Source organism: Kutzneria viridogrisea DSM 43870 (assembly GCF_000525635.1).
Lineage (GTDB): Bacteria > Actinomycetota > Actinomycetes > Mycobacteriales > Pseudonocardiaceae > Kutzneria > Kutzneria viridogrisea.
In genome coordinates this window covers 2,692,185-2,709,704 of the sequence record NZ_CP007155.1, presented here as the reverse complement: position 1 = coordinate 2,709,704, position 17,520 = coordinate 2,692,185, and the positions used below count along the sequence as shown (strand labels likewise).

Annotated in this window: 14 protein-coding genes; 8 read left to right on the top strand and 6 right to left on the bottom strand. The window is 72.4% G+C overall.

Annotation, left to right across the window (positions count from 1 at the left end):
• Positions 1–27: 27 nt before the first annotated feature.
• The 3 genes from KALB_RS12345 to KALB_RS12335 are packed head-to-tail and all read left to right on the top strand — an operon-like array spanning position 28 to position 2,516.
• Positions 28–597: an RNA polymerase sigma factor gene (locus KALB_RS12345; protein WP_025356023.1), complete on the top strand. Its 570-nt coding sequence runs from the start codon at positions 28–30 to the stop codon at positions 595–597.
• Entirely contained in the window at positions 590–1,843 is a 1,254-nt protein-coding gene (locus KALB_RS12340; protein WP_025356022.1) for a hypothetical protein, read from the top strand. The genes KALB_RS12345 and KALB_RS12340 overlap by 8 nt, the downstream gene beginning before the upstream one ends.
• 16 nt (positions 1,844–1,859) lie before the next feature.
• A complete protein-coding gene (locus KALB_RS12335) occupies positions 1,860–2,516 on the top strand; it encodes a histidine phosphatase family protein (RefSeq protein WP_025356021.1) in 657 nt (218 codons plus the stop codon).
• Between the two features lie 553 nt (positions 2,517–3,069).
• Here the strand turns inward: KALB_RS12335 and KALB_RS12330 are convergent.
• Positions 3,070–4,569 (bottom strand): CoA transferase, encoded by a 1,500-nt coding sequence (locus KALB_RS12330; protein ID WP_025356020.1) that lies wholly within the window; start codon positions 4,567–4,569, stop codon positions 3,070–3,072.
• 104 nt (positions 4,570–4,673) lie between these two features.
• The gene (locus KALB_RS12325) at positions 4,674–5,195 is read right to left on the bottom strand and encodes a DinB family protein (protein WP_025356019.1); all 522 of its coding nucleotides are present in this window, start codon (positions 5,193–5,195) and stop codon (positions 4,674–4,676) included.
• A 134-nt stretch (positions 5,196–5,329) separates the two neighbouring features.
• On the opposite strand from KALB_RS12325, the gene KALB_RS12320 reads away from it, so the two are divergent.
• Together KALB_RS12320 and KALB_RS12315 are read left to right on the top strand one after the other, a co-directional pair.
• Complete coding sequence (locus tag KALB_RS12320; RefSeq protein ID WP_025356018.1) at positions 5,330–8,578, top strand: hypothetical protein; 3,249 nt, start codon at positions 5,330–5,332, stop codon at positions 8,576–8,578.
• A 185-nt stretch (positions 8,579–8,763) separates the two neighbouring features.
• Positions 8,764–9,276 (top strand): winged helix-turn-helix domain-containing protein, encoded by a 513-nt coding sequence (locus KALB_RS12315; RefSeq protein WP_025356017.1) that lies wholly within the window; start codon positions 8,764–8,766, stop codon positions 9,274–9,276.
• On the opposite strand, the gene KALB_RS12310 is transcribed toward KALB_RS12315, so the two are convergent.
• Positions 9,277–11,526: a glycosyl hydrolase family 95 catalytic domain-containing protein gene (locus KALB_RS12310; RefSeq protein WP_030108361.1), complete on the bottom strand. Its 2,250-nt coding sequence runs from the start codon at positions 11,524–11,526 to the stop codon at positions 9,277–9,279.
• A 218-nt stretch (positions 11,527–11,744) separates the two neighbouring features.
• Between KALB_RS12310 and KALB_RS12305 the strand changes: the two genes are divergently transcribed.
• Positions 11,745–13,052 carry a styrene monooxygenase/indole monooxygenase family protein gene (locus tag KALB_RS12305; protein WP_025356015.1) on the top strand — a complete coding sequence of 436 codons (1,308 nt, stop codon included), beginning with the start codon at positions 11,745–11,747 and terminating at the stop codon, positions 13,050–13,052.
• A 168-nt stretch (positions 13,053–13,220) separates the two neighbouring features.
• Here KALB_RS12305 and nadE read toward each other — a convergent pair whose 3' ends face one another.
• A complete protein-coding gene (gene nadE / locus KALB_RS12300) occupies positions 13,221–14,081 on the bottom strand; it encodes an NAD(+) synthase (protein WP_025356014.1) in 861 nt (286 codons plus the stop codon).
• An 85-nt stretch (positions 14,082–14,166) separates the two neighbouring features.
• Here nadE and KALB_RS47555 point away from each other — a divergent pair, with 85 nt between their 5' ends.
• Together KALB_RS47555 and KALB_RS12290 are read left to right on the top strand one after the other, a co-directional pair.
• On the top strand, positions 14,167–14,511 hold the full coding sequence (locus tag KALB_RS47555; protein ID WP_158510740.1) for a hypothetical protein: 345 nt from the start codon (positions 14,167–14,169) through the stop codon (positions 14,509–14,511).
• Positions 14,508–14,942 (top strand): type II toxin-antitoxin system VapC family toxin, encoded by a 435-nt coding sequence (locus KALB_RS12290; protein WP_025356012.1) that lies wholly within the window; start codon positions 14,508–14,510, stop codon positions 14,940–14,942. The genes KALB_RS47555 and KALB_RS12290 overlap by 4 nt, the downstream gene beginning before the upstream one ends.
• A 44-nt stretch (positions 14,943–14,986) precedes the next feature.
• On the opposite strand, the gene KALB_RS12285 is transcribed toward KALB_RS12290, so the two are convergent.
• Together KALB_RS12285 and KALB_RS12280 are read right to left on the bottom strand one after the other, a co-directional pair.
• Positions 14,987–16,006, bottom strand: a complete 1,020-nt coding sequence (locus KALB_RS12285; protein ID WP_025356011.1) for an alpha/beta hydrolase — start codon at positions 16,004–16,006, stop codon at positions 14,987–14,989.
• A 41-nt stretch (positions 16,007–16,047) separates the two neighbouring features.
• A complete protein-coding gene (locus KALB_RS12280; protein WP_030108366.1) occupies positions 16,048–17,397 on the bottom strand; it encodes a cytochrome P450 in 1,350 nt (449 codons plus the stop codon).
• Between the last annotated feature and the right edge of the window lie 123 nt (positions 17,398–17,520).

The following is a 17,520-nucleotide window of genomic DNA, read 5'->3' as shown; positions in this document are numbered from 1 at the left end:
GTGAATGCACTGGCCGATCCACTCGGGGTGGGCACTTCCGAGGCGAGGTCGGACCGGGAGCTCTGGGAGCTCGTCGCGGTCGGCGACCACTCGGCGTTCACAGTGCTCTACGAGCGGCACGCCAAGGCGGTGTGGAACTACGGGTACCGGCTGACCGCCTCCAGGGCCGCGGCCGAGGACCTGCTGTCGACCACATTCCTGACGGCGTGGCGCAGGCGAGCCGAGGTGGTGCTGGTGCGGGACAGCGCGTTGCCGTGGCTGTACACGGTGACCGCCAACATGGCGCGCAACGAGCACCGGCGGCTGGGCAGGTTCCTGCGGCTGGTGCCCAAGCTGCTCAGCGAGGACGTCGGCCGCGACCACGCCGAGGAGCTGGCCGAGCACGCCGCGACCAGGCAGCGGCTGGCCAGGGTGCTCGCCGCGGTGGACGAACTGCCCGCCTCGGAGCGGGAGGCCGTCAAGCTGTGCCTGCTCGGCAAGGTCAGCACCGAGGACGCCGCCCAGTTGCTGGGCATCACCGAGGTGAGCGTCCGTTCCCGACTGTCCCGTGCCCGTTCTCGCCTGCGCAAGCTCACCGGGGAGGAGTCCGATGACTGACCCGTTCGACCTCCCGGACCTGCCGCTGCCCGACTCGGTGCGCGACAGCGCCCGGCAGCGCATCCTCAGCGGGATCGCCCAGCGCCCGCGCGCCAGCAAGGCGCCGCTGCTGATCGCGGCCTCGGTGGTCGTGCTGGCGGCGAGCGCCACCGTGGTGGCCAGCACCTTGCAGCACGCGGACAAGCTGTCCCCTGGCGCGGCCAGCACGACGACCACCAGCTCCTGGGCGCGTGGCGGCGCGGGCGCCAACAGCTACAACGCCCACGAGGGCTGGGCTGCCGCACTGGACTCCGAGCGCTGCGGGCGGGCCGCGACCAGCGTGCACCCGCCGCGGGACCAGTGGCAGCCGATCGTCACGAGCAGCCTCGACGGCGTGACCCTGATCGCCTTCCGTGGCCCGACAGGCCCGTTCTTCTGCGAACTCACCGCGAGCTCGGTCAGCCTGTCCACGCCCGTCGCGGACTACCCGCACGAAGGGGTGGGCCAGGTGCTGTTCCGCACCGCGAACGGCAGCCTCGCGGGCGTGCTGACCCCCGGGGTGCGCGACGTGTCGCTCATCCGGGAGCACTCGGGCGGCTTCAGCGAGGCCGTGCCCGGTCTGGTGGCGGCCTCGCTGTTCCTGGCGCCCAACGCCATGTCCGGCGGGGACCTCGTGCTGAAGGACACGGTCAGCGGGCTCACCCAGCGGTTCCGCGAGGCCGAGTTGCCGCCGAAGGCGCAAGCCACGGTGGACCAGCCGAAGCCGCCGGGCGAGCGCACCTCGGACAGCGGTCGGCGGCTGGGTTCCTGCCTGGACGCGGCCTCGCTGCACCCACCTGCCGACGCGGGCAACTGGCAGCCGGGCGCCCTCATCGACACGATGCCCGGACACACGATCCAGCTCGGCCGCTACGGCAGCGTGCTCGGGGTCTGCGACTCCCATTCGAGCCCGCTGTTCTACACACTGGACACCACTGAGCGGGTGCCGGTCGCGAGCACGGTCTTCCGCGGCTACAACCTGATGGTCGACATCAAGCCGGACCGCGACCCGAAGCTGAACGTGTCCGCGCTGGTGGGTGTGGTCAACGACGAGGCCGTCGCCTCGATCACGCTGAGCCAGCAGGGTCAGCCCGACCGCCAGGCCGTGATCAGCAACCGGACCTTCGCGGTGTGGGGGCTGATCACCGCCCAGGACGCGCGCTACCAGGTGACCGCCAAGGACGCCGCGGGCAAGGTGCTCGACCAGGTCTGGGCGGGCGGACGCTGAACTACCCTCCCATGACGTGACCACCGAGTACCGGCAACCGCGCTTCCAGGCCCCGCCAGGGTCCACCGAGTTGGTCCTGGTGCGGCACGGGGAGTCCGAGCCCGCCCGCACCGACCGGCCCTTCCCGCTGGTCGGCGGGCAGGGCGACCCCGAGCTGGCGCCGCAGGGCCTGCGGCAGGCCGAGGCGGTGGCCGACCGGCTGGCCGCCGAGCACCTCGACGCGATCTACGTCACCAACCTGCGCCGCACGGTGCAGACCGCCGCCCCGCTCGCCGCACGACTCGGGCTGGCGCCCCGGGTGGAGGCGGACCTGCGCGAGGTCCACCTGGGCGAGTGGGAGGGCGGCCTGTTCCGCCAGCGGGTGGCCGAGCAGCACCCGCTGGCGGTCCGGATGCGGGAAACCCAGCGCTGGGACGTGATCCCGGGCGCCGAGCCCACCGAGCGGCTCGCCGACCGGCTCCGCGCGGCCGTGGGCAGGCTCGCCGCGGCGCACCCCGGCCAGCGGCTGGCCGTGTTCAGCCACGGCGGGGCGATCGGCCAGTTGCTGGCGATGGCCACCGGGTCCGAGCCGTTCGCGTTCACCGGCAGCGACAACGGCGCGATCTCCCGCCTGGTGGTGACCGGCCCCCGCTGGGTCGTACGGGGCTTCAACGAGACCTCCCACCTGGACTAGCGGCGCGTCGCGCATCGTTGACCTGGTATCCGGTCCGGGCCGAGGCCGCAGTGTCATGAAAGTGCCGTTCAGGACACCGGATGTCCTGAACGGCACTTTCACGACACGGCCCGCGTCGGCGGGCGTGGCTGGGTGGTCGGCGGCGAGACACGGTCAAGGTCCTGAGGCGAGTCACTAGCCGCACGCGAGTCCCGGCCTGGCGGGGCCGAACCCCGGCCTGGGCGGGCGCGAGTCCCGGCCAGCGGCGCGCGAGTCCCGGTCACCCGCACGCGAATCCCGGCCTGGCGGGCGCGAGTCCCGGCCAGCCTCACGTGAGTCCCGCCCAGCGGCGCGCGAGTCCCGCCCGCACGCACGCGAGTCCCGCCCAGTCGAAGACGAAACCAGTTCTGGCGCACGCGAACCCCGGTCACCCGCACGCGAGTCCCGCCCGGTCGAAGGCGAACCCCGCTCTGGCGCACGCGAACCCCGCCCAGCCACACGCGAATCCCGCTCACCCGCACGCGAACCCCGCCCAGCCACACGCGAGTCCCGGCCTGGTGGGCGCAACCCCCACCTACCCGCGCGGCAGCCACTCCGGGCGGCTCGATCCGCGTGGCACCAGCACGGTCCGGTACTCGCCCGGGGTCTGGGACATGCGCACCTGGTCGGTCACGCCCTGGTAGTGCCCGAGCGGGGTCTCGGCGGTGAACGTCTCGGGGTCGAGGTAGGCGTGCCGCTCGCCGGTCCCGGCAACGGAGTGCGCGTACTGCTTGTCGAACACGCCCAGGCTGATGATCCACAACGCGATGCGGGTCAGCGAGATGTGCACGCGGTAGCTGCCACCCTCGGTGGCGCGGCGCATCAGGGCGGCGGCGATGCCGGTGGTGGCCAGCCAGGGCACGAGGTAGTCGTTGACCACCATGATGTGCGGCAGCACGGGCTGGTCCCTGGTGCCCTCCAGGGTCATCATGCCGGTGACGCAGCCCGCCGTCTGGTCGAAGCCGACCCGGTTGGCCCAGGGCCCGCGCTCCCCGTGCAGGCTGACCGTGGTGTGGATGATGCCAGGGCGGATCTCGGCGGCCCGCTCGGGCGACAGGCCCAGGCCCGCCACCAGGCCGGGGCGGCGGTTGGCGTAGAAGACGTCGGCCGTGCGCAGCAGCTCGTGTACCCGCGCCATGGCCGAGGGGCTGCGGGCGAAGTCCAGTGTGGACGATCGCACGCCGACGTTCGCGGTGGCGTAGATCAGCTCGCTCTCGTACTCGGTGGGGCGCCAGAGGTTGAGCGCGTCCGCACCGTGCAGTGCCAGGGCCCGGCCGATGCCCGCGCCCGCGATGACATGCCCCATGCCCAGTGCGCGGACGCCGTCCAGTGGCTGGGTGGCGCCCGCGGGCAGCGGTTCGGGCGCGGAGTACCCGATCTTCTCGATCTCGATCAGCGGCAGGTCCGCGAGCACATCTCGGAACTGCTCGGTCTCCAGGAACTCCTCGGTGGTGCGCAGCATCGGCATGACGATGCCCGCCTCGGCGCCCGCCTCCTCCAGGTCGGCGGCGTTCCAGCGGGCGACCGCGTTGGCGATGGCCGTGGCCTCGTCGTGGGTGCGCAGCAGCTTGAGCGTCCTGGACTTCAGCTTCGGGTAGATGTTCAGCGGCATCACCCACCGCCCGTCACCGGCGCGGTAGAAGCTCAGCGACAGCGGGCTCTGCGGGTCGCCGGTGTTCTCCGGGCTCAGCCCGTTGAGCTTCTCCCACTTCCGGTCGTAGAACGGGCACAGCCGGTGCGGGGCCTGGCGCAGGTCCATGCTGATGTCCTGGCCGGGTCCGCCGCGGTGACGCCACAGTGCGGCCAGTGCCACCGACTTCGCGACCAGCCCGATCGCGGGCGCGGCGCCGAGCCGCACGACGCTGGGCACGACGGGGTCCGCGCCGAGGAACTCGACGGTGCCCCCGCAGTCGGCCGCGGTGAAGCCCGCGGAGGCGAGGACCTCGGCCAGTGCCTCGTGGATGTCGAAGGTGTCCTCGTCCTCCGACCGGATGGGCTGTGCCAGCGCGGCCTTGATCCGATCCCCGACGGACATGGCTCCACCTCCCGCCCTGGCAGGGTGCCCAGGGCCTGTCAACCGTGTCATGAAAGTGCCGTTCCAGACACTAGATGTCTCGAACGGCACTTTCATGACATGTCCTACTGGGCCGCTGCCATCAGTTCGTACGCGGTCCTGCCGTCCAGGGACTCGCGCAGGATGTCGGCGTGTCCGGCGTGCCGCGCGGTCTCCTCGATCAGGTGCAGCAGGATCCACCGCGCGCTGCGCACGGCGTTCTCGGGGAACCACGGCGCCCGCGGCAGCGGGGCGGTGACCTCCAGGGTGGGCAGTTCGGCCACGATCCGCTCGGTGTGCGCGGCGGCCTGCTTGTAGGCGGCCAGCCAACCGGGCAGGTCCTCCTCGGCGCCGATCTCGAACTGCGCGGCCCAGTCGGGCTTGTCCCCGGCGGGCAGTTGACGCAGCACCTCGTCGATCCAGAACCGCTCCACGTGCACCGCGTGCTTGATCAGCCCGCCCAGGGTCAGCGCGCTCACGGTCGGCCGCTGACCGGCCTGCCGCTCGTCCAGCCCCAGCACCGCACGGCGCAGCCCGGCGCGCTGCTCGGCCAGGAAGGCAAGCAGAGCGGTCCGCTCGTCCGCGACCGTCTCGACCAGTGCCGGCATGGTTGTCCTCCCACAGTTCGTTGACCTCGACAAACACCACTCTAGGAGTCAACGCGGTCAGGTTCTGTCCTGGTTTGCGGCGGATTTCTTGACCCCGCGAAGACTCCGGTTCGGGCAGCATGGGTGGAGTGCGGGTGAAGGACCTGATCAAGACCGTCGAGCCGTTGACCCATCGAGAACGGGGCCAGCAGCTTGCGCTGTGCCGCCACCTCGCGGACACACCGGAGCTGGCCGAACTGCTGTCCGAGCTGTCCGGACTGGGCTACTACGAGCGCTGTCTCGGCCTGCGCATCGCGGTCGCGACCAGGGACAGGGCCTCGCTGGCCTACCTCGCGGCGCGGACCACCGACCCCGACGCGGACCTGGCGATACGGGCCATCGCGCTGTCGGTGCGACTGGGCGCGGAGGTGGGCCACCTGGTGGACCAGGCCCCGCGCGGCGTGCGCACCGCGCTGTACCAGGCGATCCGCACGCACCGCAGGACCGCGCTGGCCGACGAGCTGATCGACCGGGTGCGCACCCGCTGGGGCGATGCCGAGGCAGCCATCCTGTTACCGGGCTGTGGTGCCGAGCAGGCCGCCCGGTTGTTGCCCGAACTGGCGCACGCGGTGCGCAACTGGCCGGTACTGGCGCGCAGGCACCCCGGGGCCGTGCTGGACCAGGCCGAGCGCGAGCTGGCCGAGCTGCCGCGCGGGCAGTTCACCACCTGGTGGCACGAGCGCGGCGCGGGCATCGCGGCCACCGTGGACCACGACCCGCTGCGCGTGCTGCGGCTGCTGGAGCTGAGCTGGACGGGCGGACCGGCGGACCGGCTGGTCAGCCACCGGATCGGCACGTTGATCGCGGCCGATCCGGCGCGGGCGGTCGCCCTGCTGACCAGACCCGAGCACCGCTCGCAGCTGACCGAGCTGGTGGGGCGCAGGGCCGTGCGGCGCCAACTGGTCAGGGCGGGCGGCGTGCACCGGGTGGCCCGCGCGGTTCGTGAGGACACCTCGGCACTGGTCAGCCTGCTCGGCGCCGTGCCGCCCAGCGAGCGCGAGGCGGTGTTCGACGCGGCCATGGACGGGGTGGACCTGAGCACGGCGGTGCTCGACCCCGAACTGCTCGACGTGCTGCCCCACGCGCGGCGGGTCCGCGAGGCTGAACGGATGAGCCGCCTGCGCGCGGTCACCGACCAGCCGCTGCGGCTGGCGACGGTCGTCTCCGCGCTGCCCTACGAGCAGAGCGCGCCTCGGTTGCGCGAGCTGACCCGGAGCACGGACTCGGCCGACCGCGCGCTGGGCTACCGGCTGCTGGTGCGGTGCGCGGGCCGGACCCGTGACCCCGAGGCGCTGACGAGCCTGTTCGCCGACCTGGACCGGCTCGCGGGCGAGCAGGAGCCGGTGCGGCTGGTCGTGCTGAACGCGCTGGCCAGGCTGCCCGCGGAACAGCTGCGCCCCGAGCACGTGCCCGCGCTGACCGGGCTGGTGCGCGACGCGCTCGCGGCACGGGACTGCTCGGCGAGCATCCTGGGCGCGCTGGCGGAGCTCGCGGGCAAGCTGGCCGCGCGCGGACTGGTGGAGTTCACCCTGGACACGCTGGCGGCGGTGGCCGGGCACGGCGGGCCGGTGGACCTCGGGCGGCTGGACCAGGTGCTGCCGCGGGGTCAGGAGCACGCCCTGGTCGACCGGCTCGGCAGGTACCTGGACGCCGAGCAGGCACGTGGCGAGTACGACCTGCTGTTCGCGCTGGTCGAGTCGCTGGGCAGGCGGGCGCACGGCGTGCCCCGGTTGCAGGACGGGCTCGCCCAGGCCGTGCAGGCCAAGCGGGACAGCGTGGTCCGGCGCGCGGTGACGCACTGGCTGGCCCCCGCGGGGACCAGGGCGGAGCGGGTGGCCGAGGTGCTCACCAGGGAGCGGTCCGCGGTGACCGTGCCCGAGGTGTTCGACGTGATCGCGCACTCCCGCACCGATCTGCTCTACCTGGGGCTGTCCGGCCGGCCGCCGGGCGGGCGGTTCTGGGACCGCAAGGTGATCTACGTGCCCAGCGCGCCGAGGTCCCGGCTGCGCCGCTGGACCGGCATGCAGCGCGCGGCCTACGTGGAGCTGCAACACCTGCACGCGGGCGGCGAGTCGGCGCCCGACCGGCAGCGGGCCAGGGCGGTGCTCGCGATCGGCGAGGTGCCCGGGGCCGGGGCCGAGCAGGTGGGCCGCTACCTGGGCTGCGCCAACGAGGTGGTGCGGCGGGCGGCGCTGACCGCGGCCGGGCGCACGACCCGCCCGCAGGAGGTGCTGGCCGACCTGCTCGCCAGCACCGAGGGGCCGGACGCGCACGTGGCCGTCTACTGCGTGACCAGGGCGGCCCGGCACATCAGCCCGGACCGGCTGGGCGGCACGGTGGCCCCGCTGCTGGCCGCCCGCGGGGTGGGCGTGCGCAAGCAGGCCGTGCGGCTGCTGGCGCACAACCGCGTGCCGGGTGCGGTGGACCTGCTCGCCTCGGCCTGGGGCGCGCACGGGCAGCACGAGCACGTGCTGGGCACGATCGCGGCGAGTTGCCTGGAGCTGCTGGAGGACCCGGCGGCACGGCACATCCTCAGCGAGGCCAGCACGATGCAGGGCAGTGTGGCCGTGCGTGCGGTGAACCGGCAGCCGCTGCGGATCGCGCCGGGCTGGCGCGAGTGGTACGCGGGCATCGTGGCGCGGGTGGCCGACTCGGCCGATCCGCACGCCCGCGACCGGGCCACCCTGCGGCTGGCCGACTGGGCCCCGTGGGCGCCCGGGGCGGCGCGCCTGCTCGCGCGGCGCGTCACCGACCTGAGCACCACCGACCGCTGGCGCGGGGCGGTGCTCGGGCTGCTGGCCTGCGCGGAGCCCGAGCTGCTCCAGTCCACTGTGGACTCCCTGCGGGGTGCACCGCCGAGCCCGGACGCCGAGCGCGAGCGGGATCTGCCCGCACGCCAACGACTCGACCTGCTGGTGACCCGGATGATCCAGCTCGCGGAGTGGGACCGCGCCGGTGCCGCCGACGCGATCGCCGCGCTGGACGAGGTGCTGCCCGAGCCGCTGGCGGCCCGGCTGCACGCGGCCACGCTGGACTGGCACGAGCCGGACGTGGACCGGCTGGCCGCGCGCGAGCTGGGCGGGGCACTGGCCACCGCCGAGGTCGCCGAGGCGTTGGCGCACAGCACGAACGAGGTGGACCCCGCGCTGGTGCTGCCGCACGCCCAGCGGCTGGCCGAGCGCGTCGACCGGGCGGGCGGGCTGTTCGCCCGCGCACTGGCGGCCCGCTGCGGGCCGAGAGCGGGCTGGTCCCCACCCTGGCGCGCGGTGCTGCGGCAGCTGCGCGCCCACCCGGACCAGGACGTGGCCCGGTTGGCCCAGCACACCTGGACGGCAGGCGAGTGAAGGTGGTCCACAAGGTGTTCCACATGGTGGGTGGCCGTTGACAGGCCGGGCGGAACTTGGTCCGATCGCTGCTGTGATGACATCGCTGACCAGACGGCGGCACGTGGACTTCGCGCGTGTCGTGGTGCAGGGCTGTCGCTGACCGCGAGGCCCCACCCCCGTCCGCCTGGCCAGAGGAAGCCGCCATGCCGTACCAGTTCTCCCCCAGCAGCACCCCGACCGCGGCCACGGCCGAGGTCAGCGTGCTGATCCGGATCACCACCGACGCCGGGCAGGCCCCCGACCTGGCCGCACGCGTGGTCGAGGCGGTGCGCACCGCAGCGGGCGGCAACCCGCTCACGGTGTCGATCCCCACCGCACCAACGGTTCCGGCGCCCCGGCGACCGCTGGGCTCGCGACTGCGCATCAACGTGGCCGACCGCAGAGTCGAGCACGAGGGCGCGCTGGTCGACCTCACCCGGTTGGAGTTCGACCTGCTGCTGTTCCTGTGCCGCAGGCCGAACCGGGTGCACCTGCGCACCACCCTGCTCGCCGAGATCTGGGGCCTGCCCGAGGAGGTGCACACCCGCACGCTGGACGTGCACGTGCGCCGCATCCGCCGCAAACTCGGCTCGGCGGCCGCGATGCTGGACACCGTGCGCGGGGTGGGCTACCGGATCACCGGCACCGAGGGCCTCAGCATCGACGAGCCCGCCTGATCAGGGCAGTCCCCAGTACCGCTTGGTGTTGCTCGCGGCAGGGGCGATCCGCAGCCGCGGGTCGGTGCCCCTGGTCACGATCACCACGTCATCGCCACGGGACAGCGGCAGCCGCAGGGAGCCGCCGCTGCCCGGCTGCCAGGGCACGGCGCTGCCGTCGGTGAGCGAGCGCACCTCGTAGGGGCCGGCCAGGTCGCCCGGCACGACCTGGCACGGCTCCCCTGCGAGGCTGCGGACACGCACGAACTGGGTCCGCCCCGCCCGGCGCACGGCGCTGATCAGGAACGCGCCCTCGGTCCGTAGGTTGTGGACGGTCACCTCCGCCCAAGCCGTTGGCACAGCGGGGAAGACCCGGATCGTGTCGCCCCAGCTCTGCACGAGCATGTCGTGCATGGTCTGGGCCCCGGACAGCGGCGTCTCGATCACCGGCCCGGACTCCTTGTACATGGTGTTGGGCTGCACGTACTTGTCCAGCAGGGTGGACAGCTGACCGTGTGCCTTGTCGCCCTCCCCCAGCACGGCGTACATCGAGCCCGACCCGGTGAAGGTGTAGCCCTGCTGCGCGCCCGTGTAGCCCAGCCAGTGCGCCATCGACCTGGTCAGCGCCGCGCGGTTCGCGGGGTTGTCGGTGACCTCGAGCTGGTAGAGCGGGTAGAACCACAGCAGGTGCGAGTAGTGCCGGTGCGAGGAGGTCAGCTGCACGTCGGCGCCGATCCAGAACCCGTTCGTCGCGTCCTGCGGGGGTTTCACCAGGTGGTCCAGCACGTCCTGCCACTTGGCGGCCAGCGGATCGCCCAGCTTGAGCCGCTTGTTCGCGGCCAGCAGGGTGGCACAGCCCCAGTGGATCAGCGCGAGGTCGTAGTTGCAGTCCTTTGTGGACGCGTACTCCGGGGAGAAGGTCCTCGGCAGGTGGTAGGTGCCGCCCGGGTCCTTGGTCAGGAAGTGCAGGTAGTAGTTGATCGCCTTGCGCAGCAACGGGAAGACCAGGTCCCGCAGCACCCCGTCAGCCATGCTGTGCCGGTAGGACAGCCAGGCGTTGTGCAGTGCCCAGGTGAGGTCGCCGACCTCGGGGTCCCCGTCCCCGCCAGGCACCGGGGCGGTGCCGGTGGCCAGGTCCTCCTGGCTGGTGCGGGCCATGGCCATCGAGTCGGACCGGTACTGCGCGGGCACGTTGGCCACCAGGTTGTCCCGGTGGGCGTCCAGCGAGGCGGTCAGCGAGTCCAGTTCGGTGTGCCCGGTGGCGTTGACCAGCCAGTACTCCAGCTGCACGTTGAGGTTCCACCAGGTGCCCGGCCACGGGGTCGGCTCCAGCCACGGCCCGCAGGTGCCCAGCACCGGGCGGTCGCGCCGGGTCGCGCTGGCCAGCTTGTAGAGCTGGATCCAGTAGAAGCTCTCCAGCCTGGTGTCGGCCACGGACACGAAGCTCTTGGGATAGAAGGCGTGCCACCAGCGGCGGTGCTCCTGGGTGAGCCCGTCCAGACCGAGATCCGCTGCGGCGCCGAGGTTCCTGCCCGCCTGCGCCGCCGCGTCGCGCGCCGGGAAGCTGTGCACCACCGTCGCCAGCAGCGTGTTCGTGCCCTGCCACCTGGTCACGGTCTGGCCGCCCGCGACGAGGTTCTGGGTGCACGTCGTCCCGGCCAGCGCGGCGGGCGGGTTGGTCCTGAGCCCCTCCGGCGCGGGCTTGAAGTCCAGCCTCGGGCTGCGCGCCAACGCGGGCGTGAAGGTCCAGGCCACCTTCTCGTTGCCGGACTTGGGGTTCACCGAGATCACGAGCACGTCCCTGGTGGCGTGCACGAAGGCGCGCAGGCCCAGCACGCCCTTGGAGGTGGTGATCGTGCCGGACAGTTCGGCGTCGAACAGCGACAGTCGCAGGTCCACGGCGGTCAGGTCCCCGGCGGTGCTCAGCGTCAGCTCGCCGACCGGCAGCCGGGCGTTGCCGAAGTTCGTGCCGCCGGTGCCCTGGTGGTCGCGCACCCTGCTGTCGCCCAGCTTGAAGGCCAGGCGCTTGGCGCTGCCGGTCTGGTAGACGGCCGCGCCCAGTCCGCCGTTGCCCAGGAACGGCGCCTGGTAGAAGCTCGTCGGCACCTTGCGCCACACCGGGTCCAGGTCGCCGAGGTAGGCCGCCCACGCCGGATCGGCGGCCATAGTGTCCTCCAGCCCGGGTGGGCTCGGGGGCATCGGGAAGGCCAGCGACCCGGCCAGTCCGGCCGCGCCGGCCAACAGGGTCCGCCGGGAGATGGGCAGCGACATCAACCGCTCCTGTCGGGAGTCAGCAGCCGGGCGGCGCAGCCACGGTGAATCAGACCTCCGATGTCTAACCAGAAATCCAGGCCAGGTCAAGATAACCAGCCATGATCAACCCGATGTCTGCACGGGGGTCACCGGATGATCACCCGGATGTCGCATCCCACAGAGGGCCGAATACCGCAACCATCGAGCGAACGGACCAGCGCCACGGGGAGGCAGCTGTGCGGTCGATCGGCATCGTCGGTGCGGGACAGGCGGGCGTCGTGCTGGCAGCGGCACTGCACCGGGACGGGCACCAGGTCACGCTGTACTCCGATCGCACACCCGAGCAGTACCTCGCCGGGCGGGCGAGGCCGAGCGCCTGCCTGTTCGGGGACCAGGTCGCCTACGAACGCAAGCTGGGACTGGACTTCTGGCGCGAGCAGGCGCCGCCGATCACCACGGCCCGGCTGGACCTTGGCATCGCGGGCCGCATGGTCGCGCTGTCGGTGAACGCCCCGATGCGCACCCCGGCGCTGGCGGTGGACCAGCGGCTGAAGTTCGCGCACGGCATGCGGGAGCTGGCCCTGCGCGGGGTGCGGGTGGTGATCGAGACGGTGACCCCGCAGCGCCTGGACGAGATCGCCGCGACGCACGACCTCGTGGTCGTGACCACCGGCAGGCAGGGCCCGGTCGGCGCGCTGTTCCGGCCCGACCGGTCCCGGTGCAGCGGCGCGGGGCCGCGGCGCGCGCTGTTCATGATGTGCCTGCGGGACTGCGGGCTGGACAGCGGTCCGCAGGCCAACGAACTGCGCTTCTCCTTCGTGCCCGGCGTGGTCGAGGTGTTCTGGATCCCCTTCTACGACAAGGACGTCGGCCCCTGTCGCAACGTGCTGCTGGAGGCGGTGCCTGGCGGTCCCGCCGACCGGTTCGCCGGGGTGCGCGGCACGGGTCAGGCCGTGGCGGCGCTGCGCCGGGTCGTGCGGGAACTGCTGCCCTGGGAGAACGAGGTCCTCGACCCGGCCACGCCGACCAGTGACCAGTGCTGGCTCACCGGCGCGGTGTCACCGACCGTGCGCGAACCCGTCGCGGTGCTGCCGTCCGGGCGGCACGTGCTCGGACTGGGCGACACGGTGGTGCTCAACGACCCGATCGCCGGGCAGGGCGCCAACAACGCGACCAGGATGGCGCGCTTCTTCGCGCAGCGCATCACCGCGCGCGGCGAACGGCCCTTCGACGCCGCGTGGCTGACCGAGCAGTTCGACCAGTTCTGGGAGTACGGCAGGCTGGTCAACGAGTTCAGCGAGCTGCTGCTCGAGCCGCTGCGGGACTTCCAGCGGGACGTGATGCTGGCCGCCTCGCGGCACCCCTCGATCGGCACCGCGCTGTTCGGCGGCTTCGAGGACCCGGCCAGCGTCTTCCCCTGGTTCGTCGACCGCCGCGCCTCCAAGCTCTTCCTGGCACAGCACGGGGTTCGCCCACTGGACGTGCTGGGCACCAAGCTCGGCGTGCTGGGCCGGGTCCTCTCGCAGCGCCTCCCCTGGGCCTGACCCAGCACCGGCCAACCCCCGCGTGTCGGACGTTGCGGTGCCGCGTGTTCGCGCTTGCCGCACATGCTCCCACCGACTGGGAAACCGCCCGCGAAACGCGAACACGCCGTACGGGAAGCGCCGACACGCGGGGCTGTGGGGCCCCGCGTGCCGGTGCCTCGGCCGGGCCTAGACCAGTGCCGGTTCGGCGTGGCCGCCACCGGGGGCGAAGGCGATCGGCACGGCGCGCTTGTGCACCGTGCGCCGGTGCCAGGACACGATCACCTCGTAGGCGTGCGCGGAGACCTCGCCGCCCTCCAGGAACTCGTCGATGTCCTCGTAGGTGATGCCGAAGGCCTGCTCGTCGGGCAGACCGGGCGTGTCGGTCTCCAGGTCGGCGGTGGGCACCTTGTGCACGATCCCCGGGTCGGCGCCCAGCTCGGTGGCCAGCGCGCGGACCCGGCGCTTGGTCAACCCGGTCAGCGGGGTCAGGTCACAGGCCCCGTCCCCGTACTTGGTGAAGAAGCCCATCACCGCCTCGGCGGCGTGGTCGGTGCCGACCACCAGCGCGCCGCGGGCCCCGGCCACCGCGTACTGGGCGATCATGCGCTGGCGGGCCTTGATGTTGCCGTGCAGGAAGTCCGCGCGCTCACCGAAGGACTCCCCGCTGGCCAGCACCGAGTCGCGCATGGCGTCACTGGCCGGTTTGACGTCCACGGTCAGCACCTCGTCGGGCTGGATGAACGCCAGTGCGCGCTGCGCGTCGGCCTCGTCCTGCTGCACCCCGTAGGGCAGCCGCATGGCCACGAACCTGGCGTCCCCGCCCTGCGCCCGCACCCGCTCCACAGCCAGCTGGCACAGCCTGCCCGCAGTGCTGGAGTCCACCCCGCCGCTGATGCCCAGCACGTAGCCGCGCGCACCGGAGCTCGTCAGCTGGTCGACCAGGAAGCCCACGCGCGACTCCACCTCCTGCGCGGGATCGAAGCCGGGGCTCACCGCCAGCTCGGCGATGATCAGTTCCTGCAGGTAACGGCGACCGACCTCACTCATGCGGGAAGTCTCGCACAGCGCCCGGCGTTCCAGACCGTGCCCGACACTCGGGCACACGGCCCCACGCAGTGCTAAAGTGTCGGGCATGTCCCCCGTGGAAAGGCTGGACCAAGGCTCTCGGCGAGTGGACGCCACCGTGACCGAGGAGCAGGCACAGCTGACCCTGACGATGCGGGAGCTGGGCAAGCTGACGGCCGAGCACGTGCGGACCTTCGACCGGCCGGTTCCGGTCACCAGCAACGGCGTGCCGGTGGCCTGGCTGGTGCCGCTGACCCCCGCGGAACGGCTGCGCGCCGAACTGATCGCCTCCGGGCGACTGCGCCCACGCCGCAGGCCGGGCCTGGCCGAGCTGAAGTCACTGGCACCTGCCGCCGAGGAGGAGCCGCTGTCCGAGGTGCTGCTGCGGATGCGTCAGCAGGAGCATTCGTGATCTACCTGGACTCCTGCGCACTGGTGAAGCTGGTCATCACCGAGCAGGAGACAGCGGCGCTGCTCGCCCGGCTGCGCGGGCACGACGAGGAGGTCGTCACCTCCGAGCTGGCGCTGACCGAGGTGATCCGCGTGGTGCGTCGCAGCTGCTACACCGCGCAGCGCGAACTGCGGGTCGAACCGGCGGTGCTGGACCAGCGGCTCACCGCCGCCGCCGAGGTACTCGACCGCGTGGACCAGCTCGTCGTGGACACCGACACCCTGCTGCGCGCGGGCATGTTCGCCGATGACCCGCACCTGGGCTCGCTGGACGCCATACACCTGGTGTGCGCCCTGGAGATCGGCCCCGACCTGGCCTCGTTCATCACCTACGACCGCGCGCTGGCCAAGGCCGCCGCCGACCGGGGCATCCCGGTGGAGCAGCCGCACTGACGTCGGTGCCCTCCCCAGGTCCTCGCGGGGAGGGCGCCGAGAGCTCAGTGCCCGACCGTGGTGTCCGCCCACCTCGCGACGGCGGCCTGGTAGAGCGGGGCGTCCGGGGCGAGGTTGAGCGCGTGCCCGTAGTCGCGCAGCACGAAGGTCTGCAACTGGGCCGCCGCCGAGTAGTCCGGGGCCTCGGCCTTGCGCAGGCTCTCCGCGCTGCCGCAGTCCGGGGCGGTCAGCCCGCCGCAGAACGCCGGGTCGTTGCCCATCACCAGCAGCACCGGAACGTTGATCTTGCGCGAGTAGGGCAGCACCGCACCGAGCAACACGGTGTCCACCACCTCGCCGGGCGCGAACACGTCCTTGGTGGCCTCGTCGGCCTCGTCCACCCCGGGCACCGGCAGACCGGGCTTGTGGAAGGAGGCGTACCGGGTGCCGGGGGCGGTGGTCAGGTAGCCCAGGTCACCGGCGGCCTTGGCCAGCCGGGAGTCCAGCTTCGCCGGGATCAGCGAGCCGACGATCGGCACGGCGCCGAGCGCGTTGATGCCGTGCGTCAGCCCGGTGACCAGCACCGCGTCCACGTCGTGCCAGGTGCCCGCCTCGATGATCGTGATGGCCGAGCCAACCGAGTGCCCGCCAAGCACCACCTTGCCGAACCGCGGCGCACCACGGCCCGCGCGCAGCGCCTGGATCACCTGGTGCACCACGTCGGCCTGGCTGAACGAGGTCAGCAGCAGGCTCGCCGGGCGGCTGCTGCGGCCGGTGCCCAGCCGGTCCAGGGTCAGCGTGGCGTACCCGGCCCGGTTCATGGCCAGCCGGAAGGACCGGGTCTCCGGGGTGTACGGGTAGTCCCAGTAGCTGCTGTTGTACGAGGCCCCCGGCACCAGCACCTGGACGGTGTGCGCGCCGGCGGGGGTGCACAGCTTGCCGTAGATCGTCTGCTGGGTGCCCACCAGCGTCACCGGCAGGTCCAGGTCCTGGCAGGTGGTGCCTGCGGACTGCTCGGCCTGCGCGGGCATGGTGCACAGGCCGATGCCCAGCGCGGCCAGCCCGAGGGCGAGCACGCGCGTCACACGGCGGAATCGCAACGGAAACTACCTCCAAAGTGGACTGATCAGACGTTGCGCCGCTGCGCCGTCATGGGCAGCTGGCTGGGGTACGCCGCACCGGTGACCTTCTGCCTGACCGGCCTGCCCGCGACGGGCACCAGCCGCCAGCTGGCGGCGATCGTGGCCGCGGCGGCCACGATCTCGGTCTGGGCGAAGACGTTGCCGATGCACTGGCGCGCACCGGCTCCGAAGGGCACGTAGGCCCCCTTGGGCGGACCCGAGTCGCGCTCGGGCGCCCAGCGATCGGGATCGAACCGGTCGGGATCCGGGAAGTATCGCGGATCGTGGTGCAGTGCGTGCGGGCTGAGGGTGACCTCGGTGCCCACCGGCAGGCGCACCCCGCCCAGCTCGACCTCGGCACTGGCCCTGCGCATCAGCAGCCAGATCGGGTAGGCGCGCAACACCTCCTGCGCGATCTGCTGGGTGTAGACCAGTTTCGGCACGTCCTCGATGGTGACCGGACGGCCGTCGAGCACCTGGTCCACCTCGGCGTGCAGCCTGCGCTCGATCTCCGGTGCGCGGCCCACCTCGTGGAAGAACCAGGCCAGCGCCAGCGCGGTGGTCTCGATGCCACCGGTGAGCAGGGTGACGACCTCGTCGTAGACCTGCCCGTCGTCCATGCCCTCCCCGGTGTCGGCGTCACGGGCCAGCAGCAGCATGGACAGCACGTCGCCCCGGTCGGCGCCCTCGGCACGGCCCGCCGCGATGACCTCGCCGACGATCCGCCGTAACCGGGAGATGGCCAGGTCGAACCGTCGGTTGCCGGGGATGGGCAGCTTCTCCACGAAACCGGGTGAGAGGGCCCGCACCATGCCCTGCTTGATGACCACCGGCATGGAGCGCTGCGCCTCGGCGATGGCCTGGGCGCCCAGTTCGGTGGCGAACAGGGTCTCGCCGACGATGTTCACCGCCAGCTCCTGCATGGCGAGGTCGAACTCGATCACCTGTCCGGTTGACCACGAACCGGACAGCTCGGCGGCCTTGCCGGACATGGCCGCGGTGTAGCCGGCGATGCGCTCACGGTGGAAGGCCGGTTGCACCAGCCTGCGCTGCTTGCGGTGGAAGCTGCCGTTGGACATCGCGATGCCGTTGCCGAAGTACGGCCGGAACCGGTCGAACATGATGCCCTTGTCGAAGCTGGCACCGTCGGTGACCAGCACCTGGTGCACCAGGTCCGGGCTGGTCACCACGTAGGTGGCCAGTGGGCCGAGGTAGATCTTCACCAGGTCGCCGTGCTCGCGCAGGGAGGAGGTGAACCCGAACCGGCGCCGTAACAGTGACGGAGTGTGTCCCAACAGCGGCCACCGCCCCGGTGCGATCGGCACGGCGTCGAGCGTGTTGAGTTGGGCAGGCATCCGCGCTCCTCGCGGGATCGGGTGAGGCGACCAACCGTATTGGTTTCGTTGGGGGAACGGGAGCACCCGATCGGGTCATGACCGCGCCTGATCGGGGTTGGCTACCCTGCGAGTCGGATTCAG

Excerpts from the sequence above, each read along its gene's own strand:
- KALB_RS12340 (WP_025356022.1), top strand. The coding sequence starts at position 590 with ATGACTGACCCGTTCGACCTCCCGGACCTGCCGCTGCCCGACTCGGTG.
- KALB_RS12330 (WP_025356020.1), bottom strand. The coding sequence starts at position 4,569 with ATGTCCGTCGGGGATCGGATCAAGGCCGCGCTGGCACAGCCCATCCGG.
- KALB_RS12325 (WP_025356019.1), bottom strand. The coding sequence starts at position 5,195 with ATGCCGGCACTGGTCGAGACGGTCGCGGACGAGCGGACCGCTCTGCTT.
- KALB_RS12315 (WP_025356017.1), top strand. The coding sequence starts at position 8,764 with ATGCCGTACCAGTTCTCCCCCAGCAGCACCCCGACCGCGGCCACGGCC.
- KALB_RS12310 (WP_030108361.1), bottom strand. The coding sequence starts at position 11,526 with ATGTCGCTGCCCATCTCCCGGCGGACCCTGTTGGCCGGCGCGGCCGGA.
- nadE (WP_025356014.1), bottom strand. The coding sequence starts at position 14,081 with ATGAGTGAGGTCGGTCGCCGTTACCTGCAGGAACTGATCATCGCCGAG.
- KALB_RS47555 (WP_158510740.1), top strand. The coding sequence starts at position 14,167 with ATGTCCCCCGTGGAAAGGCTGGACCAAGGCTCTCGGCGAGTGGACGCC.
- KALB_RS12280 (WP_030108366.1), bottom strand. The coding sequence starts at position 17,397 with ATGCCTGCCCAACTCAACACGCTCGACGCCGTGCCGATCGCACCGGGG.